The organism is Agrobacterium sp. fls2-241-TYG-188a (assembly GCF_030209845.1).
The window spans coordinates 364,335-387,203 of the sequence record NZ_JARVRD010000003.1 but is presented as its reverse complement, the minus strand read 5'-3'; the positions used below and the strand labels follow the sequence as shown (position 1 = coordinate 387,203).

Genomic DNA, 22,869 nt, shown 5'->3' with positions numbered 1-22,869 from the left:
CGGTTCAGCGTAGGTCAACTTCTCGGCCATCGTGGCCAATACAGAGTTACGCATGTTGAGGCGGGCGGTCTCGTCTTGGCCACCGTCGCAAATCGTAGAGGTGATGCGGTCGCTGGTGAAGACGATGAACCAGCACAGGCTTTTGTTGATTTCTGGACGCTCAAGCGATTTGCTGACAACAACTTACCAGTCTCGGACCTTCGGTTGCCGGGCACTCAGAATGCACGTCGGCAGGAGGTGTCTAGGATAACCGGAGTTCCGACCACCTTCTTCCCAAATTCAAGTCGGCATGCCGCTGTCTACGAGGCATTGCAAAGCGGCGGAGACGTAATCCAGCCCACTAAAGTCGTTCTGGTCATCGATGAGATTAACAGAGCTGATTTGAGCCGAGTATTCGGTGAACTGATAACGCTTTTGGAGTTTGATAAGCGACAAGGCGCAGCAGAAGAGAGAAGAGTAACTCTTACATACTCCGGTAAACCGCTTTCCGTCCCATCTACATTGTCGATTGTCGGCACAATGAATACTGCCGATAAATCCCTTTCCACCATCGATTTGGCGCTGAGGCGCAGATTTGAATTTGTGCTCATTATGCCAGACGCTGATCTGACGCCCACCGAATACGGGGGCTGTAATGTTAGAGCGATGTTTGTGACGATGAATCGCAAACTGATGGCATTGAACGGTAATGAAAATCTTCTAGGTCACGCAGATTTCATGCGCCAAAAGCTTGAAGAGCTTCGTGAGAGGGAAGGCTACGCGAACAATCAAGTAGGGCAATTATCGGCGATCGCTCATGTGTTGCGGAACAAGACGGTGCCGTTCCTCGTGGACCTTTTCCGAGGTGATCAGGAACTGGTTCGCTTTGTCGTAGGTTCTGAACTGTTCGAGCAAGACACGCTTGACGATTTACACCAGGCTCTTGATAGCTTGGGCCGGTTCGACATCAAGGCGATAACAACACCGTCATCATGGTGGGATCCTCGAAGCCCGAGCTGGCTCCCTTCTAGATTCGCGGCACTATTCGCTGCGACTCCAAGCGCGACGGACCCGGGCCCTTGAAAGTTGTTCCACCGATTGTGTCAACCTACGAATATGGGCCGGTTATCCTCCCATCTTTCCTCGATACTTCGACTATACGAGAGCGATTGCAGAGTGCAGGCTTGCGGTCGGGCCACCGAGTTTTCGAAGTGCGTGATCGGAGGTTATTCGCCCTTGGTGTCGTCGGCGTAATAGACATTGGTCAAGTGGTTGTCGAAATTCTTCCTAAAACCAAGGCGGCGGCGTCAACGGCCGATAGGGTAGAGTTCCTCGGCAATTTGCTGATGTTTGCGGGTGCCTCCGAATTCTTGAAAGTGGAGAAGGCCGCTATTGCGGAAACAAACGGCAGCTTGCTCGAGGTTGTCTTTGCTTGGGCAATACGTTCCATCGAAGCAAACATGAGTAGAGGAATGCCTCGACGATACCGGGAAAGAGTAGAGGCATCCACTGCAGTTAGGGGGCGAGTTGAGCTGCGCGATCTGGTACGACAGAGACCAGGAAAAGCCTTTGAGCTGACAGTGCGGCACGCGCCGTTATCAGAAAGGAATATGATAAATTCGACGCTGAAATGGCTCGTGGAAGAGATAGTTCGGCGTACACGCAGCTCGCGCACGCGCTTTGTCGGGCGGCAAATTGCAGGACATCTACCCGATATCGATGACGTCCCCAGTTTCTCTGACGTACAGCGGCTTAACTTGACGCCGATGGAAAGCCATTGGTCGCCGCTTATCGAATTGGCAAAGACATTTCTTGCGCAAGGCAGGCCAGATCCGGCTCGCGGCGGGAGCCTGGACTCTGTGGCTGTGCTGTTCACTTTGCATGATCTATTCGAGGCCGCGCTGAGACGGATTTTCGCCGAAGGATTTGCAAGCTATGGCCTAAGCCTACGGCCTGGGACCAAACATCTGCTTCGCTCAATAGTTTCTGGTGACCAAGCATTTCGAATGCGGCCAGATTTTTGCCTCAGTGAGGTCGGCTGCTCATCCCCGAAGATTGTTGGGGATGCCAAGTGGAAGCTAATATTTGCCGAGCGGTTCAATTTGCGTGAGCCTGATGTCTACCAGCTAGTCGCCTACATGGCGGGATTGCAGGCCAAGGCCGGCTTTGTAATCTCGCCACTTTCAGAAGATGACGAACAAACCATTAGGTGCGCGCAGTTTGCAGTGTCCGGGCTTGATTGTCCCCTCAATGTTTTCGGCGTTCGACTAGGATCGTTGATTATTGGTGACAACGCCGCGACGTTCCGGCGCGCTCTTTGTGAACGTGTTTTTCGAGAAGCAGAGTAGGAATGTTATCCAGAGGCTTCCTTCAAACTTTGCTTTAGCGGAGTTGCGTTTTTGACCCTGTCCTGCAGAATTTTTGCCACTCTTGTAGCCAGTGCATGACTTAACATTGGTGGAACCGCGTTTCCGATCATTTTAAACGCATCTGTCAGTGCGGCGTCAGCTAGCGAAAACCAATCGGGGAATGTTTGTACGCGCGCCGCCTCTCTTACAGAGATGGTTCGCGCTGATGCCGGGTGCACATATGCGTAGGTATCTTTTGCCATGTGGCTCACCATCGTTTTCGCGGGGCGACTGGCGTCCATTCGAGCGACCCAATCACCGTGGTTGCCATCTCGCTTAGAAAGATATCCCTCTGCTAATAGATGGTGAGGCGCGCCAAGTTTAGTCCCCACCTGCTCCAGCAACAGCCGCAGAGGAAGACTTCCGTTGATTTTTTGACGAAGCTCAGCGAGCTCATTTCGGTTTATGGGCCTGCCCGGTCTTTCGCTTATGCCTATAGCGTCAAGTGAGGCGGTGGGAAGGCCTAGTAGCAGATCCAATACGCTTTGTAGTTCTGTGATTGTCGCGGCATCGTCAGCTCGATAATCCATCCACCGCTTGCCGGGCCCCATGAGAGCGAAGAAAGCTGCATCGTCAGCCCGCGCGGCGCGCGCCGCATGACCATCAATATACCTGGGTTCTTCATGGGTGCGCGGCATTCGTTGCCGGACCCAACTTAGGAAGGGATGGTGAGTTGCCAGTCCCGATACCGGCGTTAAAGTTTTAATTGCTTGGTTTCCTGTGACATCTCCGCCTACCATCACTGGCTCGGAAAGGCCCGTCAACGCCATGTTGAGTGTCGCCTCAGGTAGACGTCGAAGTGTCAAACAGTCCTGCGCTGCTTCAGGGGCACTACGACCTTGCACCCCGGCCATAAAAAATCGCTGACGAGTCTGAGGAATTCCGTGCCGTGACGCATCTATGACCCGCGAGGAGACCTCATAAGAGACCTCACCGCCCGATATGTTTGCTATCGCTTCAGCTAGTACCTCAGTTGCCTCAAACTCTACGCCATCGGCTTTCACCGTCGATTGGAAGTGTTGAACGTTCTCGAAAAGAAAGACTTCAGGGCGGAGCGCGCCAAGCACCATGACATATTGCAGGAAGAGAAGGTTTCTTGAATCACCTGCTTCTGCATTGCCATGAACTTGAACGCGGGCGTCACGCAAGCTTCTGATTTTTCCGCGGCCTATGCGACTGAAGCCCTGGCAAGGTGGGCCTCCAACCAGTACCGATACTTTGCAGTTTGCCGTGTAAAGGTTGCGCAAGTCACGTGCGAATTCGGGATTATCAAAAATTTTGCTGCGAAGGGTGAGGCGCGCAGCGCGCCAATTTATCCAAGCCGCCTTGACGGCAAGCATAGCATCGCTGCGAAGAAATGATACGAAAACACTGACTCTTCTCGCCGAAGCGGACAATTGTCCCTTCCCGGACGCTTTTTGTTTCTCAGCAAGAGCAAATTCTTCCTGTTCCCATTCCCACATGGCCTGTTGAAGAAATTCTTTGGCTGGTTTGCAAACGGATCCTTCTTCAACCGCGTCCTCACTAGAAGCCCACAACACCGGTACGACCATGCCGGCCTTTAGCGAGGGTTTGGGAAGCTTTAGCTTTTCATGGAAACCAATGACTGAAGTCTGATTGAGTGATTGCTTGTCGAGGCCGCTTAAAGCTTTTCGCCACTCGCTGGATGCGCGTGCTTGATCGAGTTCCGCACGAAAGCGGAGATCAACCGCCGCAACAGCCTTCAGAAAGTCAGGGAAAGCACCGTTGCTGAGCTTATTCAATCCTCTCAAGAGGCTTTGATCGGCCAACGTGGTTGCAGCATGCTGCACATAAAACGCTAAAAACTCGGCTTCGTTGGCAAACTCAGTCAAGTCCACTTGCCGACCGATTTCTGAATCGAGTCCACTGACGATTTTTGCGTTGCGGTTCAATACTGATATAGGCGCCGCCTGGTTGTCTATCGCCAGTATCGTCCGAAAGTATTTTCCTTCCCCAAGTACATCAAAGCCTAAACTAAGGCCGCCGCAACCCGAGAAAATGTCAACCACCAAGTGCCTAGCTTCCGGCGGCGCCAGATGAAAATCATCTGCCGATTCGTCATGGTCTTCTGATAGTTGGACCGGCAACACAAAGATTTTCCGGCCTTCCACTTTGCCTGCTAGCCAATTCTCATACTTTCGTGCCGAGTCACTGCGCACGTGCTCGCCCGACAGATGACCCTTTAAGGTTGCCACGCCGACGCCTATCTCTCTCGCGGCCACCTGCAAACTCAGCCCACGCGTGGTCAGCTGATTTGTAACTCGGCCCATGAGCGAGCCATCAACGTTTTTGTTATCTGTCTTATCGTTTTTCATGCTGCCCAAGAGGCTAGTTGGAAATCGAGGCAGATGCTTCAAGCCCTGAGAATCGCAGCTTCACATATCCACCTTTGGCCAAATATCGGATAGCACGCATAATCCATGAGGCAAAGACGCTAGTAGTACTGTACCTCTAGCCGGCTTGAAGAGGCCACGACAATGCGCGTTATGGTGTGAGTTTCAATGGGCCTAAGCGTTTAATGAACGGAAGTCTTGGTCTGCCAGGAGCTGCTCAAGGACCGTTCCCAAAAGTGAACACGCAAATTTTCCGACAAATTCATCGTGATCGTCAGTGATGATAAATTCACCTACTCTGTTGTGCGCAATTGAGCATCGGACCCGATAGATCCAATAAGCCGCCAAATCGATGACAAGTTTGCGATCAGCATCGGCGTCTTTTGTGATTTTCCCCGTTCGCATATTTGTCAGTGAGAGGTTTTGACCGAGAATGAGAGGCCAAACTTTTGACCACCGCGTCTCATCCCCTAATGGGTTGCCGTCTTTTGAAAAATTTTGAAATATGTCTCTGCAGGTAACCTCAAATGCGGCGGCACCGTGCAGCGCCTCCGCGAGCTTGTCGACATCTTTGCAATATTCTCTGATTAAAATCTTGAGCCTGTCGAGCTCTACTCTGCTGTTTTCTTTCATGACCTCGGCGTAGCCGAAGAGATCGTCATTGAGCCGCTTTATTTTCTTAAAAATCACATAGTCGAATAGCAGTTCGACGCAATGGTACATTCGTAGGTAACGTTCAAAGTTGTTGCCAGCCGCGGTCAGTCGAGCAAAATTCACGGCATGAACTTCAGTCGGCGGGCTAATGTTTTTCTTCGCGATGATTTCAGGACCGCTACGGGACCAGTATGAAGGATTGTAGCTCTTGTGGGAAAAGCCTCCCCAGATCGGCGCACCATCCCTGTATTCTGAAAGGTAAGAGACGAGAAATGATGCGTCGATAACAATGTAGTCTCTTTTGAAGGCATAGTTAGCCTCCGCCACGTCCGTGACTTCGCTATCCGCTAAGTATGCAACATAGCGCCATTGCGTTAGCTCGTCGCGATCAACTCGTCCGAGGTCTTTGGTGAAGCAAAGTGTTCCAAAAGATAGTCCGTCGCTCGTCTTTAGCTCGCAATCCTCTGCGCGGTTCCACATCGGAGATACATCCTCGATGGCAATTGCCACCAAGTCACTGACGCACAGACAGCCGTCGAGATATTGAGCTGTAGAGGGATCAACTCCCTCTATCTGAGGCAAATCACCTGCTGCAGCCAGCGTTGATATTTCTTCCGGGGTCAAGGTTCTTACTCTGCTGCCAGCTGCCAACAGCGATCGAGGGTGGTCTCGCCTGCATCTCTAAAAAACTCCTTGAAGCCGTTTGTAAGCAGTTTACGCGTTGCAATGCCAACGTTGACTTTCCGGGGATTGCTTCCCGCCCGGACTTTGTCAAAGGTTTCAAGATGAAGCGGATCTGCACCGAATTCAGCGGCGCGTAGGCTCGCGACCAACGAGTTCAACGCTTCGTCAATGCGGTGGCGCTTATCTGGAATGTTTCCGTACTGCACGATGGCCGCGAAAAAAGCGACAAAAACATTCTCCGCTGCTAGCCAATGAGATGAAACCATCACTTTGGTGGCGTCAGTCATTTCGCTGAGGTTCGGCCCGTCGCTTTCGCTGTTGCCGCCGCTGTATACGCGAAACACCTCACGATCCATTTCTGTGTAGATCGAAAGATACTTTACGAAATCGTTGAATTGTTCTCCAATCTCTTCTTCTGTAGCGTCCAGTGCGTTCGCCTCGAGCATCTGGGATGCTATTATGTTGTCCTTTTTTAGCTCTGCGGATCCCGTGATGAAGGCCTGGTAACCTGACACAACCACCGCCAACGGGAACTTCATAGGCCTGCGCCGCCTTGAATTTTCTCTTTCAGTGTAGATGCTCAGCTGGTCTATCCTTGCCTCGATAGAGGTCTTCAATGACATGAAGAGCAATTCAATCTGGTGTCGGATAGACATTGGCTTCTGTCCCGCGTTCAGGACAATTATGCGGTAGATGAGCTTTTGGAGATCACCCTCCAGCCAAAATTCGACTAGAATTGTCTGTCCGTCAACGAATACGTGTCCTTCGGCACGGAGATCACTCAGGATATAAGTGCGCTGTAAACCATCGAGGATATCCACCCGACTGGGCTCACTAAGTGCCGCTGATAGCGATTGAACATCGTTGGAACCAATAGCCTGTTGGTAAAGCGGTAAGACGTGATCGACATACTCTGGCTTTACGGCAAGAGTGATTGAGGGTAGCAGGGCTCCGCTTCGGATGTCGACTTTTAGCCTCTCGTAGGCTTTGTGCGTCTCGCGCCGTCTCTGGATGGAGAAATTTTCAAAATCATGTCCAACAATATTGAGATAGTCGGCGGTTGCCATTTGCGCATATATGACCGGCGTATTTGTGCGTAGATCGCGCGCTAAACCTATAACTGATACTGTCATCGTTGCTCCGCTGAATGTGCCGCAGGCACTCTGAACCGTCGGTTGCGGGTTCACACTACGCACGAATATCCTGCAATGTCGGCTGCTGCAAGTCGGCTTAGGTAGGCGTAATCTGTTGGCGCTACCCTTTCTCGTCGTGCCCGGGGCAGTTAGGGGTGTCAATAGACTAACAGAGACAGCTTACACATGCGCTGGGGACGCGGCCAACTTAAGGGTGCGTGCCGCCGCAAGGGAACGTCATGAAACACACATTTCATGACGTTTTGTGTCTCTGAATCGCAAGGTTTACGATACCTTCACGCAGTATGGGTTCGGGATGGTGCGATATTCGGGTATTATAGTGACAATCAATCGTCTCGTATTTGGTTCTACAGTTTGGTCCGTATCTAACTACTTACGCCGCTTTGTCGCTGCCATCGCTGGAATCGCCGTGGTGGTGGGTCTATGGTCAGGATTTGTGCTATTAGCGCAAATCCCCCCGTACATACTGCCCAGTCCAAAATCCGTGGTCGAAACAATCGTAAATGACTGGTCAGTATTGGGACCTGCGCTATGGGTCACCGCCCAAACGACCCTGTTCGGTTTGTTCCTAGCTGTCGTAGGGGGAGCGTGTATCGCTGTAGTCATCGCACAATCGCGTTTGATCGAAATGCTCATTGCACCGTTCATGGTGTTTATGCAGGTGACGCCGATAGTCGCGGTGGCTCCGCTCATCCTTATCTACGCGCCCAATCCGCAGATTGCTCAGCTACAGTGCGTGTTTTTGGTGGCGTTTTTCCCGATAGTGGTCAACACGCTGCAAGGCTTTAAGAGCACTAATCGTGATTTGGCAGACACCGTCCGTGTTTACACTGCCTCAAGGTGGACTATGCTGGTGCTCCTGCAGGTGCCCTCTGCGCTTCCAACCTTTTTCGCCGGACTGAAGGTTGGCGGTGGGCTGGCGCTTGTGGGAGCAGTGGTCGCTGAATTCACGGTTGGTACGGCTGGAACAAATGCTGGTCTCGCTTTCCGCTTGCTCGAGGCCCAGAGCAACCTTAACACACCACGGCTTTTTGCCGCGGTTATGCTCCTTGCTCTACTCGGCGCGTCGATCTTTTTTTTCATATCGGTTTTTGATCGCTTTGTGCTGCGCCATTGGTATGCCAGCAAAGCGTCAAACGCGGTAGGATAACAAAAGAAGGGGACCTAACAAAATACACATTTTCTTAGGTTCAGGCTCTTTTGAACACTAACCTGCTGCACCTGTAGAGCAATTTCCTCCGGGCAATCTCTACTCGCCCTTCCTTGTCATCGGCAACATAACGAATCGCATGGAAACGTGGCTTTTTGTGAGGTTAGGTGAAGCAAGCTCGGGTTTTAACGGAAGCCGAATTCAAACGGGTGCTGGCTGTGGTCGCGCAGATGAAACATGCCGGTCGCAATAGGCTGACTTTGATGCTCTCCCATCTCGCAGGCTTGCGTGTAGGTGAGATCGCGGCGCTAACCATGCGCGATGTCTTCGACGGCGAACGTAAGGTTCGGGAGCAATTGCGGCTTCGGGCTGAAATCACAAAAGGCTGCCATGCTCGGACCGTCTTTTTGAATGAACGGCTGCGCCGCGAGATCGAGCGTTTCGGCATGGATCGGCCCGAAGACGGAGATGCTGACGCGCCGTTGCTCCTTACACAGAAACGTACGCCATTTTCTGCAAACACGCTCTGCCAGTTGATGGGACAGATTTACAAGCTGGCCGGCCTTGAGGGGGCGACCTCGCATAGCGGTCGCCGCTGGTTCATAACCCGCCTTGCACATTCCGGGGTCAGTCCGAAGGTCATCATGACGCTTGCCGGTCATCGGAACCTCACCACCACTCAACGCTATATAGATGTGCGGGATGACATGATGAAAGCCGCCGTCGATTTGCTGTGAGGTGAAGCATGCCTCATCTGATTATTTTCGCTCTGGTCGTTCTTTCCACCTGGGCAGGCGGCGGCTCGTTCTCTCACATGTTCGGCTCATTCTATGTCGTGATCCTCCTCGCGTTAGTTGTCAGCGGCGTCATTGCGATCCGCGTGACCGTGTGGGCGGGACTTGGCGCATATTCGTGGCTGATTGTCGTCGGGCTCATTGGGCTTTCCTATATTCTCGGAGCGACCTTCCGTTTTTGGGCGCTTGATCTGCCCACGTACAAGCTCACTGAAATCGTGCCGATCAAGATAGAGATATTGCGCAATAACGGCAGCGCGACCGGCGCTGTCCGCATCACGAATGTTGGCAAAGACCCAATGATCTCTGCCAACGTAGCGTGTCGCATCTTTCACGATAACGGAGAGCCGGTCGCCAAGCTGCTCAACGGCGGGTTTGGCCGGTTGGCGCAGCTTGATACTGGATACGGCAAGACGACGCTTGTGGCGACACCCACCGATTTCAAACGCTACCGGAGCGATCCGAACCTCATGGAATGCTGGCCGAAAGACGCAACGTTCGTCACGCCATTGCCATACAAGATTGAGCTGCGCGTTAAACGCAACGTCAACGACGGCATGACTGATTTTTACGTTACCAACCGCGATCAGCTTCCGTTGAAGAACATTCAGTTCAATTGCGTCAATGACCGGGACGAGCCAATGAAGGTGGCGGCATATCCGGCCTATCAGCCGAACAGCTTCGCCAATACGATCATAGATGTAGGAAAGACTGTGAAATTCGTCTCAGACAGCGCGATTTGGAAGTTTCGAAGCTGCCGTGTGTCCAACGCAGCAAATGCTAACTGAGCTTACCGGCAATGAAAAGTTTGCTCAGCGAACTTTTTCTGCGCGTTTTGCCACTATGACCGTCTGCAATTTATCACCCCAAAACTTGCCGGTGAAATCGCTCTTATCCAGCTTGTGCGAACTATCACTGTTCATGCGTAAGCCATCCTGGCCGAAGATCTCAACAAGCTTGCGGTGTCCTTCACGCATTTGCTCAATTCTTTTGGTATCCGTCATCGCGAAATGGCTTTCGCCGCCGAGTTCATCGAGAATGATATTCCAGCAGGTCATTGGCGCATAACCTTTAGAAATGGCTTGTAAGGTCAGATAGGTATCTTCACCAACAAACTCGAACTCTTCGGGAAGAAACAACGGATCTCGCCCCTCCTGCGCGAAATTGCGAACAACGATCATCGTTCCCTTGAGGTTCGTACTTTTCTTGAACACATGATTGGCCGCATAGGGTGCGTCTATGGCGCTGTATTTCTTGTTAAAGCTTGTTTGTCTACCAAAGATTGGTTGGAACAGGTCAACCCCGTCATAAGCAGATTTTCCGTTCGCTGCCATTTCAGCGAACAGACGATAACTGCTGTTATGGTTTTCTCCCTGCATCAGCACGGCGTCGTCGTCCATGACAATGCCCCAATCGAAATCACTCTTATAAAGCCGTGACAGGCAAAGATTGCGATTGCGGGCAATCGATTGACCGGGCTGGCGTATGATGCCGCCGCCATGCTCCGAAAGCAGACCAAGTTCTTTGCTGGTTGCAATTTCCTCGTCAGTCCAGTTGGACGCAGCGACATGAACCGGAATGTCCGTCATGCGACGCCACCACTCCAATTGCCATTCGAAATCGAACTTCCGATCTTCTCTATGGGCGGCGTCATCAGGCAGATAGCTGGTGATAAAGGCACCGAAAGCCCGTCCGCTGGAGCATGGTGCAGCCGGGAATGTTGTTCTTTTCCGCCTATTCTTTTCTATCCGCGCATGGTTCCGCGAGCGCGTTCCAGGCGAGGTTGACGGTTTCGAACCCGATGGGGGCGCTGGAGGAGGAGGCGGTGCAGGCGCGGCGATAAAATCCTCGCAAACCTGCGTGCGGGCCATCGAAACGCCGAGAACCATCGGAGAAACATACTCGAACCGGTCGCCATCCTTAAAGGGGTGATCGATGCAAAATGCTGCATCTGCTACGTCGCTTTCAGCGATATAACCGGCCAGATCCTCGCCATAGGCAGAAGCTGTATTCCAGAATGCCGCAATGTCGGCCAATGAAAGTTCCATCTGGGGATCAATTGTAGCGGTGGGCGCGGTGAACTCGAGAAAAGGATAACTGAGCCCAGAATAGCCTTTTGCGCTGGTAAAACCGACTTCCGGCATTGCCCCGTCCGACAGCCACTGAATGCGTTTCGGTGTCGGATCGGGTGTAAGCTGCGCGCCATTGTCCCTTTTGAACAAGGCGGTCGCCATTTCAAGATTGCTGGCAGAAGCCTTCATGCCGATACACGTCGCCTGAAAATGACGTGTTCTCAATCCGAGCTTAGCGCCCTGTCGCAGTTTCTTACCAAGGTAACCCGCAATCGGTCGAAGCGTCAGCCGAGATTGCGACTTCGCGTTATCGACAACGGAGACCCCTTTATCGTCTACCAAAATGCGCCACTGGTAATCGTGTTCGAAGCGTTGCCGGAAAGTCTCCGCGTCTTGAAGTTCAAAGGCATATTGCCCCTTACCGTCTAGCTCGGCGAGAGAGTGTGCCAGCGTCACAGTGGCATTCGTGAAGCTGTAGGCATCCGACAGAAAGCGCAGTTTTGTGACTGGCACCCCGTCCGCCATTTCGTTCCATATAGCGATCACTTGATGTTGGCTTGAATTTGACGATTTGCACGTGCCAGCGATCAGATCGATTGCGCGGTACAGCGGATAGAGGGGGCGAGCGGCAAGGGGATGATCCTCCGGCGTTCTGCTCCCAACGGCTTCCAAAAGATATTTGTCTACGGTCTTCGGATCGTCGTTATCACGGACGTGGACAAGAAAAGTCTGACCACCTTCGGAAAACAGCAAGGAACGGTGAAAACCATCGGCAAGCATCACTCCAGGAAGCGGAGCGGCAACAATGCGCGCCTTGGTCAACTCTGCGGATATCATATCGAGCTGGGACGACCGGAGCCTTTGGTTTTTTTGAGTTGCTTTACGTCCGAAGTAATCGACGGCTTCCCCGTATCGCCCAGAAATGCCCTTACCTTCCTCTAGCCATGTCGGCAGTGGCTCAGTGACTTTCGTTTCTGCCGCATACCTCAAAACGTTACTGATTTCGCTGCGCCAACTCTTGCTGGTGTTTTTCGAGAAAGTCAGCTCGACAAGCGCGTTGTATGGGTTTTCTCGCGTAACCTTGTTCAGCGGCTTGCCGCGGTCCTCTAGAAAACTTTCGAACGACTGTGCGTCTTGGCGAATGTCCTCGCCAAAAGCAAAAAGCCGTTCCAGAGCCACATATAAGAGCTTCTGGCTTTGGCTCTCGTGGTCTTCGAAAACGCTGGCAGCATCGATGATTGTCTGAAACCGGCTCTTATATTGATGGAGCGGAGAAACGATTTGCTCTTTCTTAACGGCTTTGCCCATTGGATGCTCGCAATGATTCTATAAAGTGTGCGGCAATGAAACCGTGCAGATATTAAGAAAGTGCAGCCAGTTGGCAGTTCAGGGATTTTAAGGTTATTCAATGCTTTCCGCGAAATCGAACCATGCCGTCTATCTGCCAGCGATCAGTGCGAACTATGCCAAGCTCGGTCACTCGTTGCATTTCAAGCGGACTTTCGCGTTCTCGGAAAAGGACATGAACTTTCTCGATCCGGCGAGCGGCCTGTTTCACTACCCCTACGCGCTTTATAGCGCAGGGCAGGCGGCCAAAACGGACGGCGCCGCCAAGCAGACCAACCTTGTGAGCCACCGGGATCGCGATCGTACAACGGTGATCGGTGATAGTGGAGGTTTCCAGATACAGGAAGGCACGATCAAGTTCACCGGCGATGCCACGTGTGGGCGCATGCTGCGTTGGATGGAAAGCCATTCAGATTTTTCCATGTCGCTGGATTTTCCGACCGGCGGCATCTCGCCAGGAAACGTTGCGCAGCACACTGCAAGGCTAAATGCAGGAGGGAAAATCACGGCGTTGAGCGCGGCCAACAGCTTGTCGTTGGACTATAATGCTTGCCTAACGCAATCGCTGCTCAACCTTGATTATTTCGTTAGCCACCGCATTCCAACAAAGACCAATCTTCTCAATGTCATCCAAGGCCGCACCGAACGCGAAAGCAAGGTGTGGTATGAGGCCGTAAAAGGCTACTCGCTGGAGGGCTGGGCCTTTGCCGGTGCGCATCAGAGCGCGTTCTCTCTGACCATCGCTCGCCTGCTCGATATGGTTGACGATGGGCTGTTGCATAACGCGAAATGGATACACTTCCTTGGCATCTCCACGCTTGAACCTGCGTACCTGTTCACAACGATCCTTCGCTGTCTGCGCCGGTATAATCCCGAGATTGGCATTTCCTTCGACACATCAAGCCCATTCGTTTCGGCGGCGAATTTTAACATGTATACGTCGTTCCGCTTCGACAAATATGGTTGTGCGTTCTCGACGTTTTCCGTTGCGGAGCATGCGAACTTCGACGATATCCGCACACTCAATGACATTGCTCGTGATTTCGTCAAAGACGTTGTGATTGCGCGTACAGGAACACCCGAACGGCGTTTCACCCCGCTCCCCGTTGCAACAGCTATCGGCTCAAGAGTGACCGTCGCCGAGATTTGTGAGCTGAAGGATAACCGCTGGCGCATCACAACGGATGGCGTTTGGATTTTGATGAACCACAACGTCGAGGTGTTCAAAAAGGCGTTCGAAGCTCTCAATCGCAGTTTCGATGAAAATCCGTGGCATGATGATATGCCCGTCTACGTCCGAGCTGCGAAGGTTGCTATCGAACTAATTTTCGAAAAACATGATTCGACAGGCCCTGCCGCTGCTAGAGCGTTGCTAAAGGAATCGACTTCGATGTTGGATGTCTTTGCTGACATGAGAAACTGAGTTGGAAGGAGCCGAATTAGCAGCTCCATCCAAGCAGTTCACTACTTCTTCAAATCAAGCCCAACACCTTTGCACGTAAAGCGTTCATCAAAGGCTTTTGTATAATCGGTATCCGAATTCAGAAGCTTGGAATTCACCATCTCGTCGGCAAGCCACTTGTAACGGGTTGCTGTCAAACACCCGATACCTTTGTCTAGAGCATCACCACTGTCAACGATACCGTAAGTCTTAATCTTGTCGAGTGCGTAAGCAATCTGGCCATCAGTCATTTCAGGGTTGGTCTTTTTGATGAGAGCGTTGGCGGAGGTGTTGTCGCCGTAAAGGTAGTTGTACCAGCCCTCAATAGACGCATTGACGAAGCGTTGGACAAGGTCTGGGTTACTATCGATCAGCTTTTGCTGCACCGTAATCGTGGTAGCGTAAGGCTTGTAGCCGCTGTCAGCGAGAAGGAATATTTTTGGTTCGATACCCGTCTGCGTCTTTATTTCATACGGCTCTGCGGTAATCAGGCCTTGTTGCCCTGAGTTCTTATCCGCGAGAAACGGCGCGACGCTGTAGTTATAAGGTCGATATTGCTCGTCACGGAATCCGGTGAAATTAGCCTTCATCCACTCGAAATATCCGCCTAACCCGCCTTGGGTCATGAAAATCGTCTTTAGCTTGGCGAGGTCTCCGAATTCGTCGATACCGTTATCAGGGTGAGCTATGAGAACTTGAGCGTTTTTCTGATAGAAGGCGGCAACGTCCACAAGCGGAATGCCTTGTTCGACACCCGCAAGTTGCTCCTGCTGTGTGCCGAGGTAGAAATCGAGTTTTCCAACCATCAGAAGGGTTCGATTTTGCGTTCCCGGCCCTCCCTGCTGAATCTCTACGTCAATGCCATACTTGGCGTATGTGCCATCGGCGACAGCCTGATAGAATCCGCCATGATCGGCTTCTGCCAACCAATCGGTGCCAAAGCGGACCTTATCGAGAGAATATGCAGGTGAGGAGATGCAAAAAGCAATCGCAGAAGCTATCAGCGGGGCGAATCCGGACGCCTTGCTGGAGATAAACGGGCTTTTCATTTGAAATTCCTGATGCGGAGGGAAGCAACGTTAAACGCTTCGATTGTATGAACCGTTTATTGGCCAAATGTTAAGATTGATGTTTCCGAATATCTGTCACCGCTCTTCGGTCTATCTCCATTGAAAGTTTTTGCTGGAATTCTAGCAGTTCCGGCTGAGCGTCTAGACGCATTCCCTTCAATCTCCACGACACACCGCACAGCGTTGCCAGTCCGGGTTCGCGATCAACGGCGATGAGATGTGAGTAGTATCGGGGGCTACGGCCCAACCACACGCTCGAGAATTCCATTTGTGAGCTGGCTAAGCCAGCGGTAGCCATAAATTCATAGATGTCTTTGATCTTCATCGGTAGCAAATCCCTGTTTTAATTATTTATTTTCAAAGACCAGTGGCGCTACACTGGTGCTTTATAAATAGCAGGTGATTTAATCAGGAGATTTCAATGAAGACCAAGATACAGCAGCTTCGCGCGGACATGATGACGAGTGGTGTCTTCACCCATCGTGAACGCGCCCAGATCAAATACTTGACGAAAGCTAACGAAGCTCAGCGCCAATATGTAAAGGTGGTACTTCCAAAAAATCATTTGGCCCGAGGCTGGATGGAAACCTGTGGCGAAGTGGACGACTGGGGCAATGTCGATTACTGCGTTGTCCCCCTTTGCCCGCGTTGCCATCTAAGGGAGCGGGGTGTGCAGACAGCTCAAGCTATAAAGAAAACGTTCCTCGGAGCTGCCAATGCCGACCTCGCATTCGCAACGATCCTCCTGCCGCCACAGCTCGACTTCTCCGGTATGACCAATCTCTTGGAAACGGAAAAGCGTCGACTGCGCACATTCATTTCTCGCCAGCGGGTGAAAGATGCCCGATGGGACGATTTTCAATTGCTGGGCTGGTGGGAAATCGACCGCATGAGTTTCGGTGATTTTGAAACTTGTGGCCGTAATACGCGGCTGGCGCTGGAATCCCTCGGCTTTCCGCTGATGGAAGCCCCAAACAAGACCATTTGGCGCCCACACCTCCATGCGATAGTTCGCAAGGGTAATCTGACAACCGAGGAAATCGCCACTGCTCTGCGAAAGGAAACACACACGGCGAAATATCAGGTCGACATTGAGCCGTTTCGCCCAAATCGCGCCGTTGAAACAAATCTGCAGAATATCGTTCGTTACTGCCTGAAATTCCGCATTGAGAGCGACTACAAACGACCGGATGCGCAAGACTTCATAGATCATGAGGTGTCAGTTGAAGGAAAACCTGCCACACGGAATTGGTGGCCAGCTGAGGATGTCCGCGAATATGTCGACTGGCTGTGTGTGCAACGCGCAGGGTTTCAATCGCTTCGCGTTGTAATCGGCAGAGCCAAAGTTCAATCCGGCAAACCGGCGCAAAAGATTGCCGAATTAAACCCCTCTTCTGCTGATCAGGTTATTGACGGTTGTTCATTGCCCACTGACATTCAAGGCCGTGAATTTTCAAGTGCCGAAACTAACCTGACATGTTCTCAGGTGGAGAGCTTAAGCGTAGATCAAAACCACATCATTGAAATCAATGGCGTTGTCTCATCGCATTGCTCACCTGTCAGTCGTGATTGGTCTGGCAACAGAATGTCTATGTATAATAATACTATACAGGATACTAACTGGACTAATTGTGGGTCTGATGGCTCATCGAAACGTGATGACCGTCCAGCGGTGAGCGTTGTCAGTGAAAGGCCAGGATATGCGGGGAACGTCATCAGCCTTTCTGAACATATGCGAAGCATTTGGGCCAAGAAGCCAGTCAGCGACGTTCCATTGGACGCTACGACAAGGAGATGAGTGTTTGCTGACAGAACTTTTTGATGTCAAACTTCGAAAGCGTAATCCTCACAGATGCTCTTTCCGCGAAGCTGCTGAAGTTCAGGGTTTTCGCGACATTGCTGGTCGAACATACGGGTGACAGCTAGCATTGATGGCGGCATGGAAAGCGGATAATGTGCGCCGGTCAGGTCAAGTCCCGCTAATTCCTCTTCATCTGTTATTCGTCCCGTAATGGCGGCGGCTTTGAGATACGCGCTAATCGGCATTGCCGCTGCAAATGTTTCGTCCCGCACAAGCTCGATGCCGAGCATCGGGCGAAGAGCCATGATATCGGAAATCCAGAGTGGCTGAAACACCGGCACTCCACCTGTGAGATTGTGCAACGCGTCAACGGCGTGGCCGCATAGGCGGCTCCGTGTCAGCAGCATGACAGCATTGCTGTTGGGATCGTAAAGTCTCGAAACAGGCCAGAAATTCGCGCTCGGCCTTGCGTGCCACTGAAGACGGCAGAGAAGGGTTTTCGGAAACAATCGCCGATATCGTCCCGGCTGATCCATCTCATGCACGGTGACGGTTTTGCCCTCGCTTAAGGCAAACAGCATGATAGCTCGCCATGAGAGCCCCGATAGATAGTTTCTCTGGTGAAGAACGCCGTCAATGTCATAACGGAGATTGAGAGCCGTACCCTTGCGCTTAACCTTGTAGAGCCATTTGGATCCGATGTGCAAATCGGTGGCGAACAATAGGGCCATGTCGATTTGTGTCTGCGTCGGTTTTCTGACGTTATCGTTCTCACCAAGATAATCGCTTTCGCGCTGTGTCTGCATTCCTGTCCCAACTACGTTTCGGCGGAAACAAAAAGCCGACGACGAGAAAGGGCGAGTGGAGAGTGCCAGAGGTGGGCATCTGGTGCAGCAGGTGCTTGTTCGATGCTGGAGCTTACGCTGTCTTGCATCGTGCAGAAGCATAGACATATCAAGGAACGCTGCCGTGCGTCGAAACAATAAAGCGCAGCATGCCGGAGAGGATGCGTGCCGTTGGCGCTCTTTGACTGCGCTGCGCCCCAGAGAAGCAAAAGGCATGGGATCATATGATCCCATGCCTTTGGATGCTTAAACGCAGTATTCGCTGTTTACACGGATTTACGCAAAAGCTTCCCGCGTTCGGCAGCAGCAGCGGTCAGTTGCGCGTCAAGCTCGCCGCCGCGCACTGCCTCGATCAGCGTATCAATGATCTTCGGCAGTGCCGAAAGCTCACCTGCCTCGACGGCGTTCCTGTCCTTCGCGAACTCGATTGGCTTGCCAGCATAGCGGATCGCGAAGAACACCTTCCCGTTGCCATCGGTGAACCAGCCCTGACGAACACGCTTGAGCGTTTCCACCTCAACGCGCTGACCCTCGGAATTCTTGCGGCGAACCAAATGTGTAGGTGCAAAGACCTGATCGGCGATCTTTGCCTCTGCCATCTGCTTCTGCTCCGCGAGCGTTGCGATCATTTTTTCCCGCGCCCGCTGTACAGGATCGACAGTTGCGCGAACCGGAACGGCGGAGGTGAGCTTGAGTGCTTTCAAATGAGACATGCTGTGATCCTTTCTGAAACCTTTGAACGTGTTTCCGGAATACAGCCGACTGCCAGAAGGGCGAGCGAAGAGTTGGCTAGATTGAACTGGACTTATTGGTAAAGCTGCAAAATCTTATCCGCGTTCGTGTTGGCGATCTGCAAGGATTGAATAGCAAGCTGCTGTTGAGTTTGTTGTGCGGCAAGTTTAGCCGATGCTTCTTCCATATCAGTGTCGACTAGTCGGCTAACGCCACTCTTGATGCTGTCCATGAGTTTGTTTGCGAAATCATCCTGCAAATCGATACGTTGACTGAGTGAGCCAAGAGTTGAGGCGCTGTGGATCGCTTCCTTGAGCATGTGTTCTACACCTTCAAGATATTCTTCCACTGTGAAAGTGCCAGCTGTGATATCAATTTCCGCTAGGTCGAAGCGTAACGTGAAGGGTGGATTTGGCCGAAATGGACTGATGTAAAAATCTACAGCCTTATTTCCATAGCCTGGATAAGCGGTTTGATCCGCCTGATACGTCAATTGACCGCCAGATACAGTGACTGACATACCTGCTCCCGATGTGATGTGATCTACCACCGTTTTCAGATCTGCGGCACTGTTGATCATTCCGTCAGTCGTCCCGAGCGCAGCGTCTACAGCAGCCCGGTTGATAGTATAAGTGGTGATTGGATTATTGTTGATGCTGAGATCGAAAGATATCGTAGCATCAAGCATCACTTTGAACGGCTGCACGAAGCTCATCGTTGAACTCGTGATCATGTTGTCGTGATTGACACGCGGCGTTGTGAGAAGGCCAAGTGTTCCTTCATTCACCGGTGATGAGAATAACGGGACGACATCGCTAATGAAAATACTTGATCCAACATGAGGGCTGGTCTCCAGCGAGCGGATTTCATAGCGGCTGGGATCGTTTATCGGGGTAGCCGTATGACCATACACGTCGGCGTAGACGCCTGCTCCGGCATCATCGAATGCTTTTTGCATGACGAGGCGTAAATCCGCTACATTTCTGATAAGGCCATTGGTCGTTCCCAACGCGGTATCTATAACGGATTTGTCAATGTTGATGTTGAATGTTTCCCCGGCACTTTCGGCGCTTTGGTCAATCGTCAGTTTGAAGGTAACGTTGTCGCTGTTACCGAATGTGATTGGGCCGTTGAAGAGGTGATCCTCGTGGCCTTCATGGAAAAAGCTGTTTGTGTACATGCCTCCTACAGGCATGTAGTAGTCTAGGACGTCTTTCTGCAAAATGCCGCCGCCTCCAGTATTGAGCATGCTGGTTTTCCTGAGATCGGCTTCCATCTGCGTGATCTTCGTTCCACCATTTGCATCTCTGATGAAGCCTTCCACGACATAATCTGAGAGAATGTTGACATCGTTGATGTGGTCGCTTGCCGAAGTTTGCAGCCAGTTCACTCCGCTGAAGCTGGACGATGTTACGATGCTTTCTGCCTGTGCATTCAGCTGCGTAAGTGCACCCTGAATTTGACGTTTGTCTGCGCTAGGCTCTTTCGCGGTGACGAGGTTCGCTTTGAACTCCGTTAGAATATCGACAACGGCTTCTGTCCCTGCATAGGCTGTATCAAGCTTCGCGGCTCCAATGCCAAGTGCGTCACTCGCGGCGGCTAGAGCCTTGTTATCAGAACGCATAGTCGTACTGATTGACCAGTAGGCTACGTTATCAGAGGCCGACTTAATTCGTAAGCCAGAACTGACCTGCGCTTGCGTTTCCGTTAAATTCGACCCTATGGAGCGAAGCGTTTGAAGTGCGCTCATGGCGCTGGTGTTTGTCAAAATGCTGGTCATGTTAACCGTCCGAAAGCAAAGGCTGGCCATCAGTCCGAATGATCGAACTGTTGCTAGGCGGGCAATGATCTGAACATCGTTACGGTTAACCCAAGTGGGTGCCAGCCATAATGGCTGGACCGCGCCATGAAGATGGGGAATACCACCCTCGGCTGTCCCACAAATCGGAGACTTCTATGAATCCTTTTGCGTTGTTTTCGGTTAACAAAACGTTAACGCGACGCGCTTTCAACCACTAACCGCTTAGAAAGTTAGTAGCCGCTTATAAACTTTGGAATAGCTTCTGAAATCGCGTTAAGCTCACCGTTGAATTCCTGAATAATATCGACGATTTGCTTTTTGGTCTCATTTGCATCGTAGAGATTACTGACAAGGACGGAATTACTGTGCAGAAAACGGGAGTACAGCCTACCCTTGTCCGAAGCTCCTGGATGGAAGCGAATTCTTACTAGATTTCGTTCTGACGCGACATTCTCGATAGTGTTTATTATTTTTTTTCGAAGGGTAATGTCGGCTACTGGTCCGACTTCGGCGTTGAACCTGAGTTCTGCAGAACTGTCAGGATTTTGCTTCGAAATCTCGACAAATGCGATGAGAGGGAAGCCAGCTCGCCAATTTTCACATCCCCTCCATACAGTTCGTAACTCACTCAGCTGAATGAGCCACTCGACGGGTAAAAAGCTCGCGGATTTTCTGTCATGATCCACGTAAGAGAGTTCTTGACCGGCGATCTTTATTTTCTTGCCGTATTTGGGACTTTGACCGAATAATTCCGTCACTGCGGGCTTGAAACCAGACTCAGGTCTCTCCTTTTTGAGCAAATCGAGCAGTTTCTTTGGTTCCGAAAATACGTGACGCACCGAGATTCCGTATCAATTGAAAGCTGAAGGAGCGGATGTGCCGTAGCGTTCCGCATGCACATCGCCTTTGAGTTAAGCATGAAATTATGCCTGTAGCGTTCATCCTGAGACAGATGCAACTGATTTTAGTAGCAGAGTAGGGGCCATAAAAGTTCGCTCAGTGAACTTTTCGCTAACCAGAAAGCTTCTGAGCATATCGCTGTGCAATCTTTTGCTCGGTCGAATTGCCTTTTCCACCACGTTTCAGCTCTTCGATCCGTTTTTCAAGAAGTTTGATCTCATCGAATGTATCATCATCCAGCAGAACTGGCTCTTTTGAGAAGTCCTCTTGGCCTGGGCGCAGGAAGTCCTTGATCTGCTCGGTGTTCACTTGGGCATAGTGCTTGTCGATCATCGCCAAAGATGTCCGGGTGTTTCGAGCGACGTGATGGACCGAGACATTGTTAGCGAGCATCTGCGAGATGTAAAAATGCCTGAACGAGTACGAAGTACGGCGTACTCCCCGATTATCCTTTTCCAGTCCAGCTGCGATCAAGAGTGCGTTGAGGCCCTTCTTGAACGAGAGGATGGGTTTGCCCGTTTCATCGGCGAAGACTGGATCAGCGTCCAGCGGCTCGCGTCCGAGGTCATGCTCAAACAAATTCCAAAGCATTTCTAATGCCGACACCGCGCCATAGAGCGGAACAGTGTTTCCATGCTTGCCTTTGCCCCGCACGGCGAGACGCGCATCTTGCTTGTGAAGCGGCAGCTTCCTCGTTTCTCGATAAAGTGAAATGTCGCCCCATGTCAGGTTCTTTGCTTCTGTCGGACGTAGGCCCGAGTTCGCCATAAGCTCGATATAGGCATGGAGCCGAACACGATCAGCACGAATGTTCTCTGTTACTGCTTTCTGCGTCCAAACACGCCCGTCTTTCGCCTTGATGACCTTGAGGGACGTGTGATGCTCGTTGATTCGTTCGATGCTTTTGGCGATCAGCTTTTCGTATTCTTCCGGCTTGAAGCCAGGCCTTCTATTGTCAGGTCTTTTGCGCGTTTCAACAGTCGGAAGTTCCAACGGTTTACAATAGCCCCACAGGTCAGCCTGTCGGAAAAGTTCGCGAATGATGACCATTTCGCCTTTCATTGTGGTCAAGGCTGCAATCTTACGCGGAGCAGGGCGCGTGAAGACGCGACCATCCTCACGTTCGCACCTGATCTTTTCGATCTGTGAACCCGGGCCTTTCGTCCAATAGGTCTTTCGCCATTCGAGATAGCGAGCAACGTCTGCCGCAGTGATAAGGTCGATAGCCTTATCGCCGAAATAGCCAACTGGAAAACGCCGGATTATCGGTGGCCAGAATGTTGGGTGATAGTGGCTGCGCTCGCCACGCTCTGCTTCAGCGCATACTTTCTCGATGAATTCTTCCGCCACGTCATTAAAGGCGTGCTGCGTCAGCGACAGGCCCTGCTTATGCCGGTACTTCTGTTCGTGATAAATCTCGTGTGCCCGCTGCATCGCGAGGCTGTGGTCGGCAATGCCGAGCGACTTTTTGATCTGCTTGCCGCCCAGCGAATAGCGCATTGACCAGTTTCGGGTGCCTTCGCGCTGGAAGAGGGTGAAAGGGGCGTTTGTAGGTTCGTGGTGACGCTGCAACATGAATATGGGCTCCAACGGAGTTACTTCGGTCGGGGCGCTGCGCTTAAACTGCGCTGGTTCCGAGCCCAAGCGTCGGAACGCTACATTGAAAACATTGATGAATTCGAA

General features: G+C 51.7%; 18 protein-coding genes. 7 read left to right on the top strand and 11 right to left on the bottom strand.

Features of this window, described 5'->3' with window-relative positions; genetic code table 11:
• Positions 1–75: 75 nt before the first annotated feature.
• Both QRN85_RS15795 and QRN85_RS15790 read left to right on the top strand, forming a co-directional pair.
• A complete protein-coding gene (locus tag QRN85_RS15795; protein WP_284759246.1) occupies positions 76–1,062 on the top strand; it encodes an AAA family ATPase in 987 nt (328 codons plus the stop codon).
• Positions 1,063–1,148: 86 nt separating this feature from the next.
• Positions 1,149–2,327, top strand: a complete 1,179-nt coding sequence (locus QRN85_RS15790) for an McrC family protein (protein ID WP_284759245.1) — start codon at positions 1,149–1,151, stop codon at positions 2,325–2,327.
• Positions 2,328–2,332: 5 nt separating this feature from the next.
• On the opposite strand, the gene QRN85_RS15785 is transcribed toward QRN85_RS15790, so the two are convergent.
• From QRN85_RS15785 to QRN85_RS15775, 3 genes are all read right to left on the bottom strand, one after another.
• Entirely contained in the window at positions 2,333–4,723 is a 2,391-nt protein-coding gene (locus QRN85_RS15785; RefSeq protein WP_284759243.1) for a DNA cytosine methyltransferase, read from the bottom strand.
• A 192-nt stretch (positions 4,724–4,915) separates the two neighbouring features.
• Complete coding sequence (locus tag QRN85_RS15780) at positions 4,916–6,019, bottom strand: hypothetical protein (protein ID WP_284759241.1); 1,104 nt, start codon at positions 6,017–6,019, stop codon at positions 4,916–4,918.
• Positions 6,020–6,024: 5 nt separating this feature from the next.
• Entirely contained in the window at positions 6,025–7,212 is a 1,188-nt protein-coding gene (locus QRN85_RS15775) for a hypothetical protein (protein ID WP_284759240.1), read from the bottom strand.
• A gap of 340 nt (positions 7,213–7,552) precedes the next feature.
• Between QRN85_RS15775 and QRN85_RS15770 the strand changes: the two genes are divergently transcribed.
• The 3 genes from QRN85_RS15770 to QRN85_RS15760 all read left to right on the top strand — a co-directional run bounded on the left by QRN85_RS15770 (position 7,553) and on the right by QRN85_RS15760 (position 9,965).
• On the top strand, positions 7,553–8,383 hold the full coding sequence (locus QRN85_RS15770) for an ABC transporter permease (RefSeq protein WP_284759239.1): 831 nt from the start codon (positions 7,553–7,555) through the stop codon (positions 8,381–8,383).
• 167 nt (positions 8,384–8,550) lie between these two features.
• Positions 8,551–9,120, top strand: a complete 570-nt coding sequence (locus tag QRN85_RS15765; RefSeq protein ID WP_284759238.1) for a tyrosine-type recombinase/integrase — start codon at positions 8,551–8,553, stop codon at positions 9,118–9,120.
• An 8-nt stretch (positions 9,121–9,128) separates the two neighbouring features.
• Complete coding sequence (locus QRN85_RS15760; protein ID WP_284759237.1) at positions 9,129–9,965, top strand: hypothetical protein; 837 nt, start codon at positions 9,129–9,131, stop codon at positions 9,963–9,965.
• A gap of 24 nt (positions 9,966–9,989) precedes the next feature.
• On the opposite strand, the gene QRN85_RS15755 is transcribed toward QRN85_RS15760, so the two are convergent.
• The gene (locus tag QRN85_RS15755; protein ID WP_284759236.1) at positions 9,990–12,557 is read right to left on the bottom strand and encodes a hypothetical protein; all 2,568 of its coding nucleotides are present in this window, start codon (positions 12,555–12,557) and stop codon (positions 9,990–9,992) included.
• A 100-nt stretch (positions 12,558–12,657) separates the two neighbouring features.
• Between QRN85_RS15755 and QRN85_RS15750 the strand changes: the two genes are divergently transcribed.
• The gene (locus QRN85_RS15750; RefSeq protein ID WP_284759234.1) at positions 12,658–14,019 is read left to right on the top strand and encodes a hypothetical protein; all 1,362 of its coding nucleotides are present in this window, start codon (positions 12,658–12,660) and stop codon (positions 14,017–14,019) included.
• Between the two features lie 41 nt (positions 14,020–14,060).
• On the opposite strand, the gene QRN85_RS15745 is transcribed toward QRN85_RS15750, so the two are convergent.
• Positions 14,061–15,086: an ABC transporter substrate-binding protein gene (locus QRN85_RS15745; protein WP_284759232.1), complete on the bottom strand. Its 1,026-nt coding sequence runs from the start codon at positions 15,084–15,086 to the stop codon at positions 14,061–14,063.
• Between the two features lie 70 nt (positions 15,087–15,156).
• The gene (locus QRN85_RS24520; RefSeq protein WP_350225077.1) at positions 15,157–15,432 is read right to left on the bottom strand and encodes a DUF6626 family protein; all 276 of its coding nucleotides are present in this window, start codon (positions 15,430–15,432) and stop codon (positions 15,157–15,159) included.
• Positions 15,433–15,528: 96 nt separating this feature from the next.
• On the opposite strand from QRN85_RS24520, the gene QRN85_RS15740 reads away from it, so the two are divergent.
• Positions 15,529–16,905: a hypothetical protein gene (locus tag QRN85_RS15740; protein ID WP_284759230.1), complete on the top strand. Its 1,377-nt coding sequence runs from the start codon at positions 15,529–15,531 to the stop codon at positions 16,903–16,905.
• Between the two features lie 26 nt (positions 16,906–16,931).
• Here the strand turns inward: QRN85_RS15740 and QRN85_RS15735 are convergent, their stop codons facing one another.
• The 5 genes from QRN85_RS15735 to QRN85_RS15715 form a co-directional block, all read right to left on the bottom strand.
• Entirely contained in the window at positions 16,932–17,969 is a 1,038-nt protein-coding gene (locus QRN85_RS15735; protein WP_284759228.1) for a DUF2958 domain-containing protein, read from the bottom strand.
• A gap of 50 nt (positions 17,970–18,019) precedes the next feature.
• Positions 18,020–18,466: a hypothetical protein gene (locus tag QRN85_RS15730; protein ID WP_284759226.1), complete on the bottom strand. Its 447-nt coding sequence runs from the start codon at positions 18,464–18,466 to the stop codon at positions 18,020–18,022.
• 92 nt (positions 18,467–18,558) lie between these two features.
• Entirely contained in the window at positions 18,559–20,265 is a 1,707-nt protein-coding gene (locus QRN85_RS15725; RefSeq protein ID WP_284759224.1) for a flagellin N-terminal helical domain-containing protein, read from the bottom strand.
• A gap of 251 nt (positions 20,266–20,516) precedes the next feature.
• Complete coding sequence (locus tag QRN85_RS15720; protein WP_284759223.1) at positions 20,517–21,125, bottom strand: hypothetical protein; 609 nt, start codon at positions 21,123–21,125, stop codon at positions 20,517–20,519.
• Positions 21,126–21,297: 172 nt separating this feature from the next.
• Positions 21,298–22,761 carry a tyrosine-type recombinase/integrase gene (locus QRN85_RS15715; RefSeq protein ID WP_284759221.1) on the bottom strand — a complete coding sequence of 488 codons (1,464 nt, stop codon included), beginning with the start codon at positions 22,759–22,761 and terminating at the stop codon, positions 21,298–21,300.
• Between the last annotated feature and the right edge of the window lie 108 nt (positions 22,762–22,869).

Excerpts from the sequence above, each read along its gene's own strand:
- QRN85_RS15750 (WP_284759234.1), top strand. The coding sequence starts at position 12,658 with ATGCTTTCCGCGAAATCGAACCATGCCGTCTATCTGCCAGCGATCAGT.
- QRN85_RS15775 (WP_284759240.1), bottom strand. The coding sequence starts at position 7,212 with ATGACAGTATCAGTTATAGGTTTAGCGCGCGATCTACGCACAAATACG.
- QRN85_RS15740 (WP_284759230.1), top strand. The coding sequence starts at position 15,529 with ATGAAGACCAAGATACAGCAGCTTCGCGCGGACATGATGACGAGTGGT.
- QRN85_RS15755 (WP_284759236.1), bottom strand. The coding sequence starts at position 12,557 with ATGGGCAAAGCCGTTAAGAAAGAGCAAATCGTTTCTCCGCTCCATCAA.
- QRN85_RS15745 (WP_284759232.1), bottom strand. The coding sequence starts at position 15,086 with ATGAAAAGCCCGTTTATCTCCAGCAAGGCGTCCGGATTCGCCCCGCTG.
- QRN85_RS15715 (WP_284759221.1), bottom strand. The coding sequence starts at position 22,761 with ATGTTGCAGCGTCACCACGAACCTACAAACGCCCCTTTCACCCTCTTC.
- QRN85_RS15725 (WP_284759224.1), bottom strand. The coding sequence starts at position 20,265 with ATGACCAGCATTTTGACAAACACCAGCGCCATGAGCGCACTTCAAACG.
- QRN85_RS15730 (WP_284759226.1), bottom strand. The coding sequence starts at position 18,466 with ATGTCTCATTTGAAAGCACTCAAGCTCACCTCCGCCGTTCCGGTTCGC.
- QRN85_RS15735 (WP_284759228.1), bottom strand. The coding sequence starts at position 17,969 with ATGCCTTTTGCTTCTCTGGGGCGCAGCGCAGTCAAAGAGCGCCAACGG.
- QRN85_RS15760 (WP_284759237.1), top strand. The coding sequence starts at position 9,129 with ATGCCTCATCTGATTATTTTCGCTCTGGTCGTTCTTTCCACCTGGGCA.
- QRN85_RS24520 (WP_350225077.1), bottom strand. The coding sequence starts at position 15,432 with ATGAAGATCAAAGACATCTATGAATTTATGGCTACCGCTGGCTTAGCC.
- QRN85_RS15785 (WP_284759243.1), bottom strand. The coding sequence starts at position 4,723 with ATGAAAAACGATAAGACAGATAACAAAAACGTTGATGGCTCGCTCATG.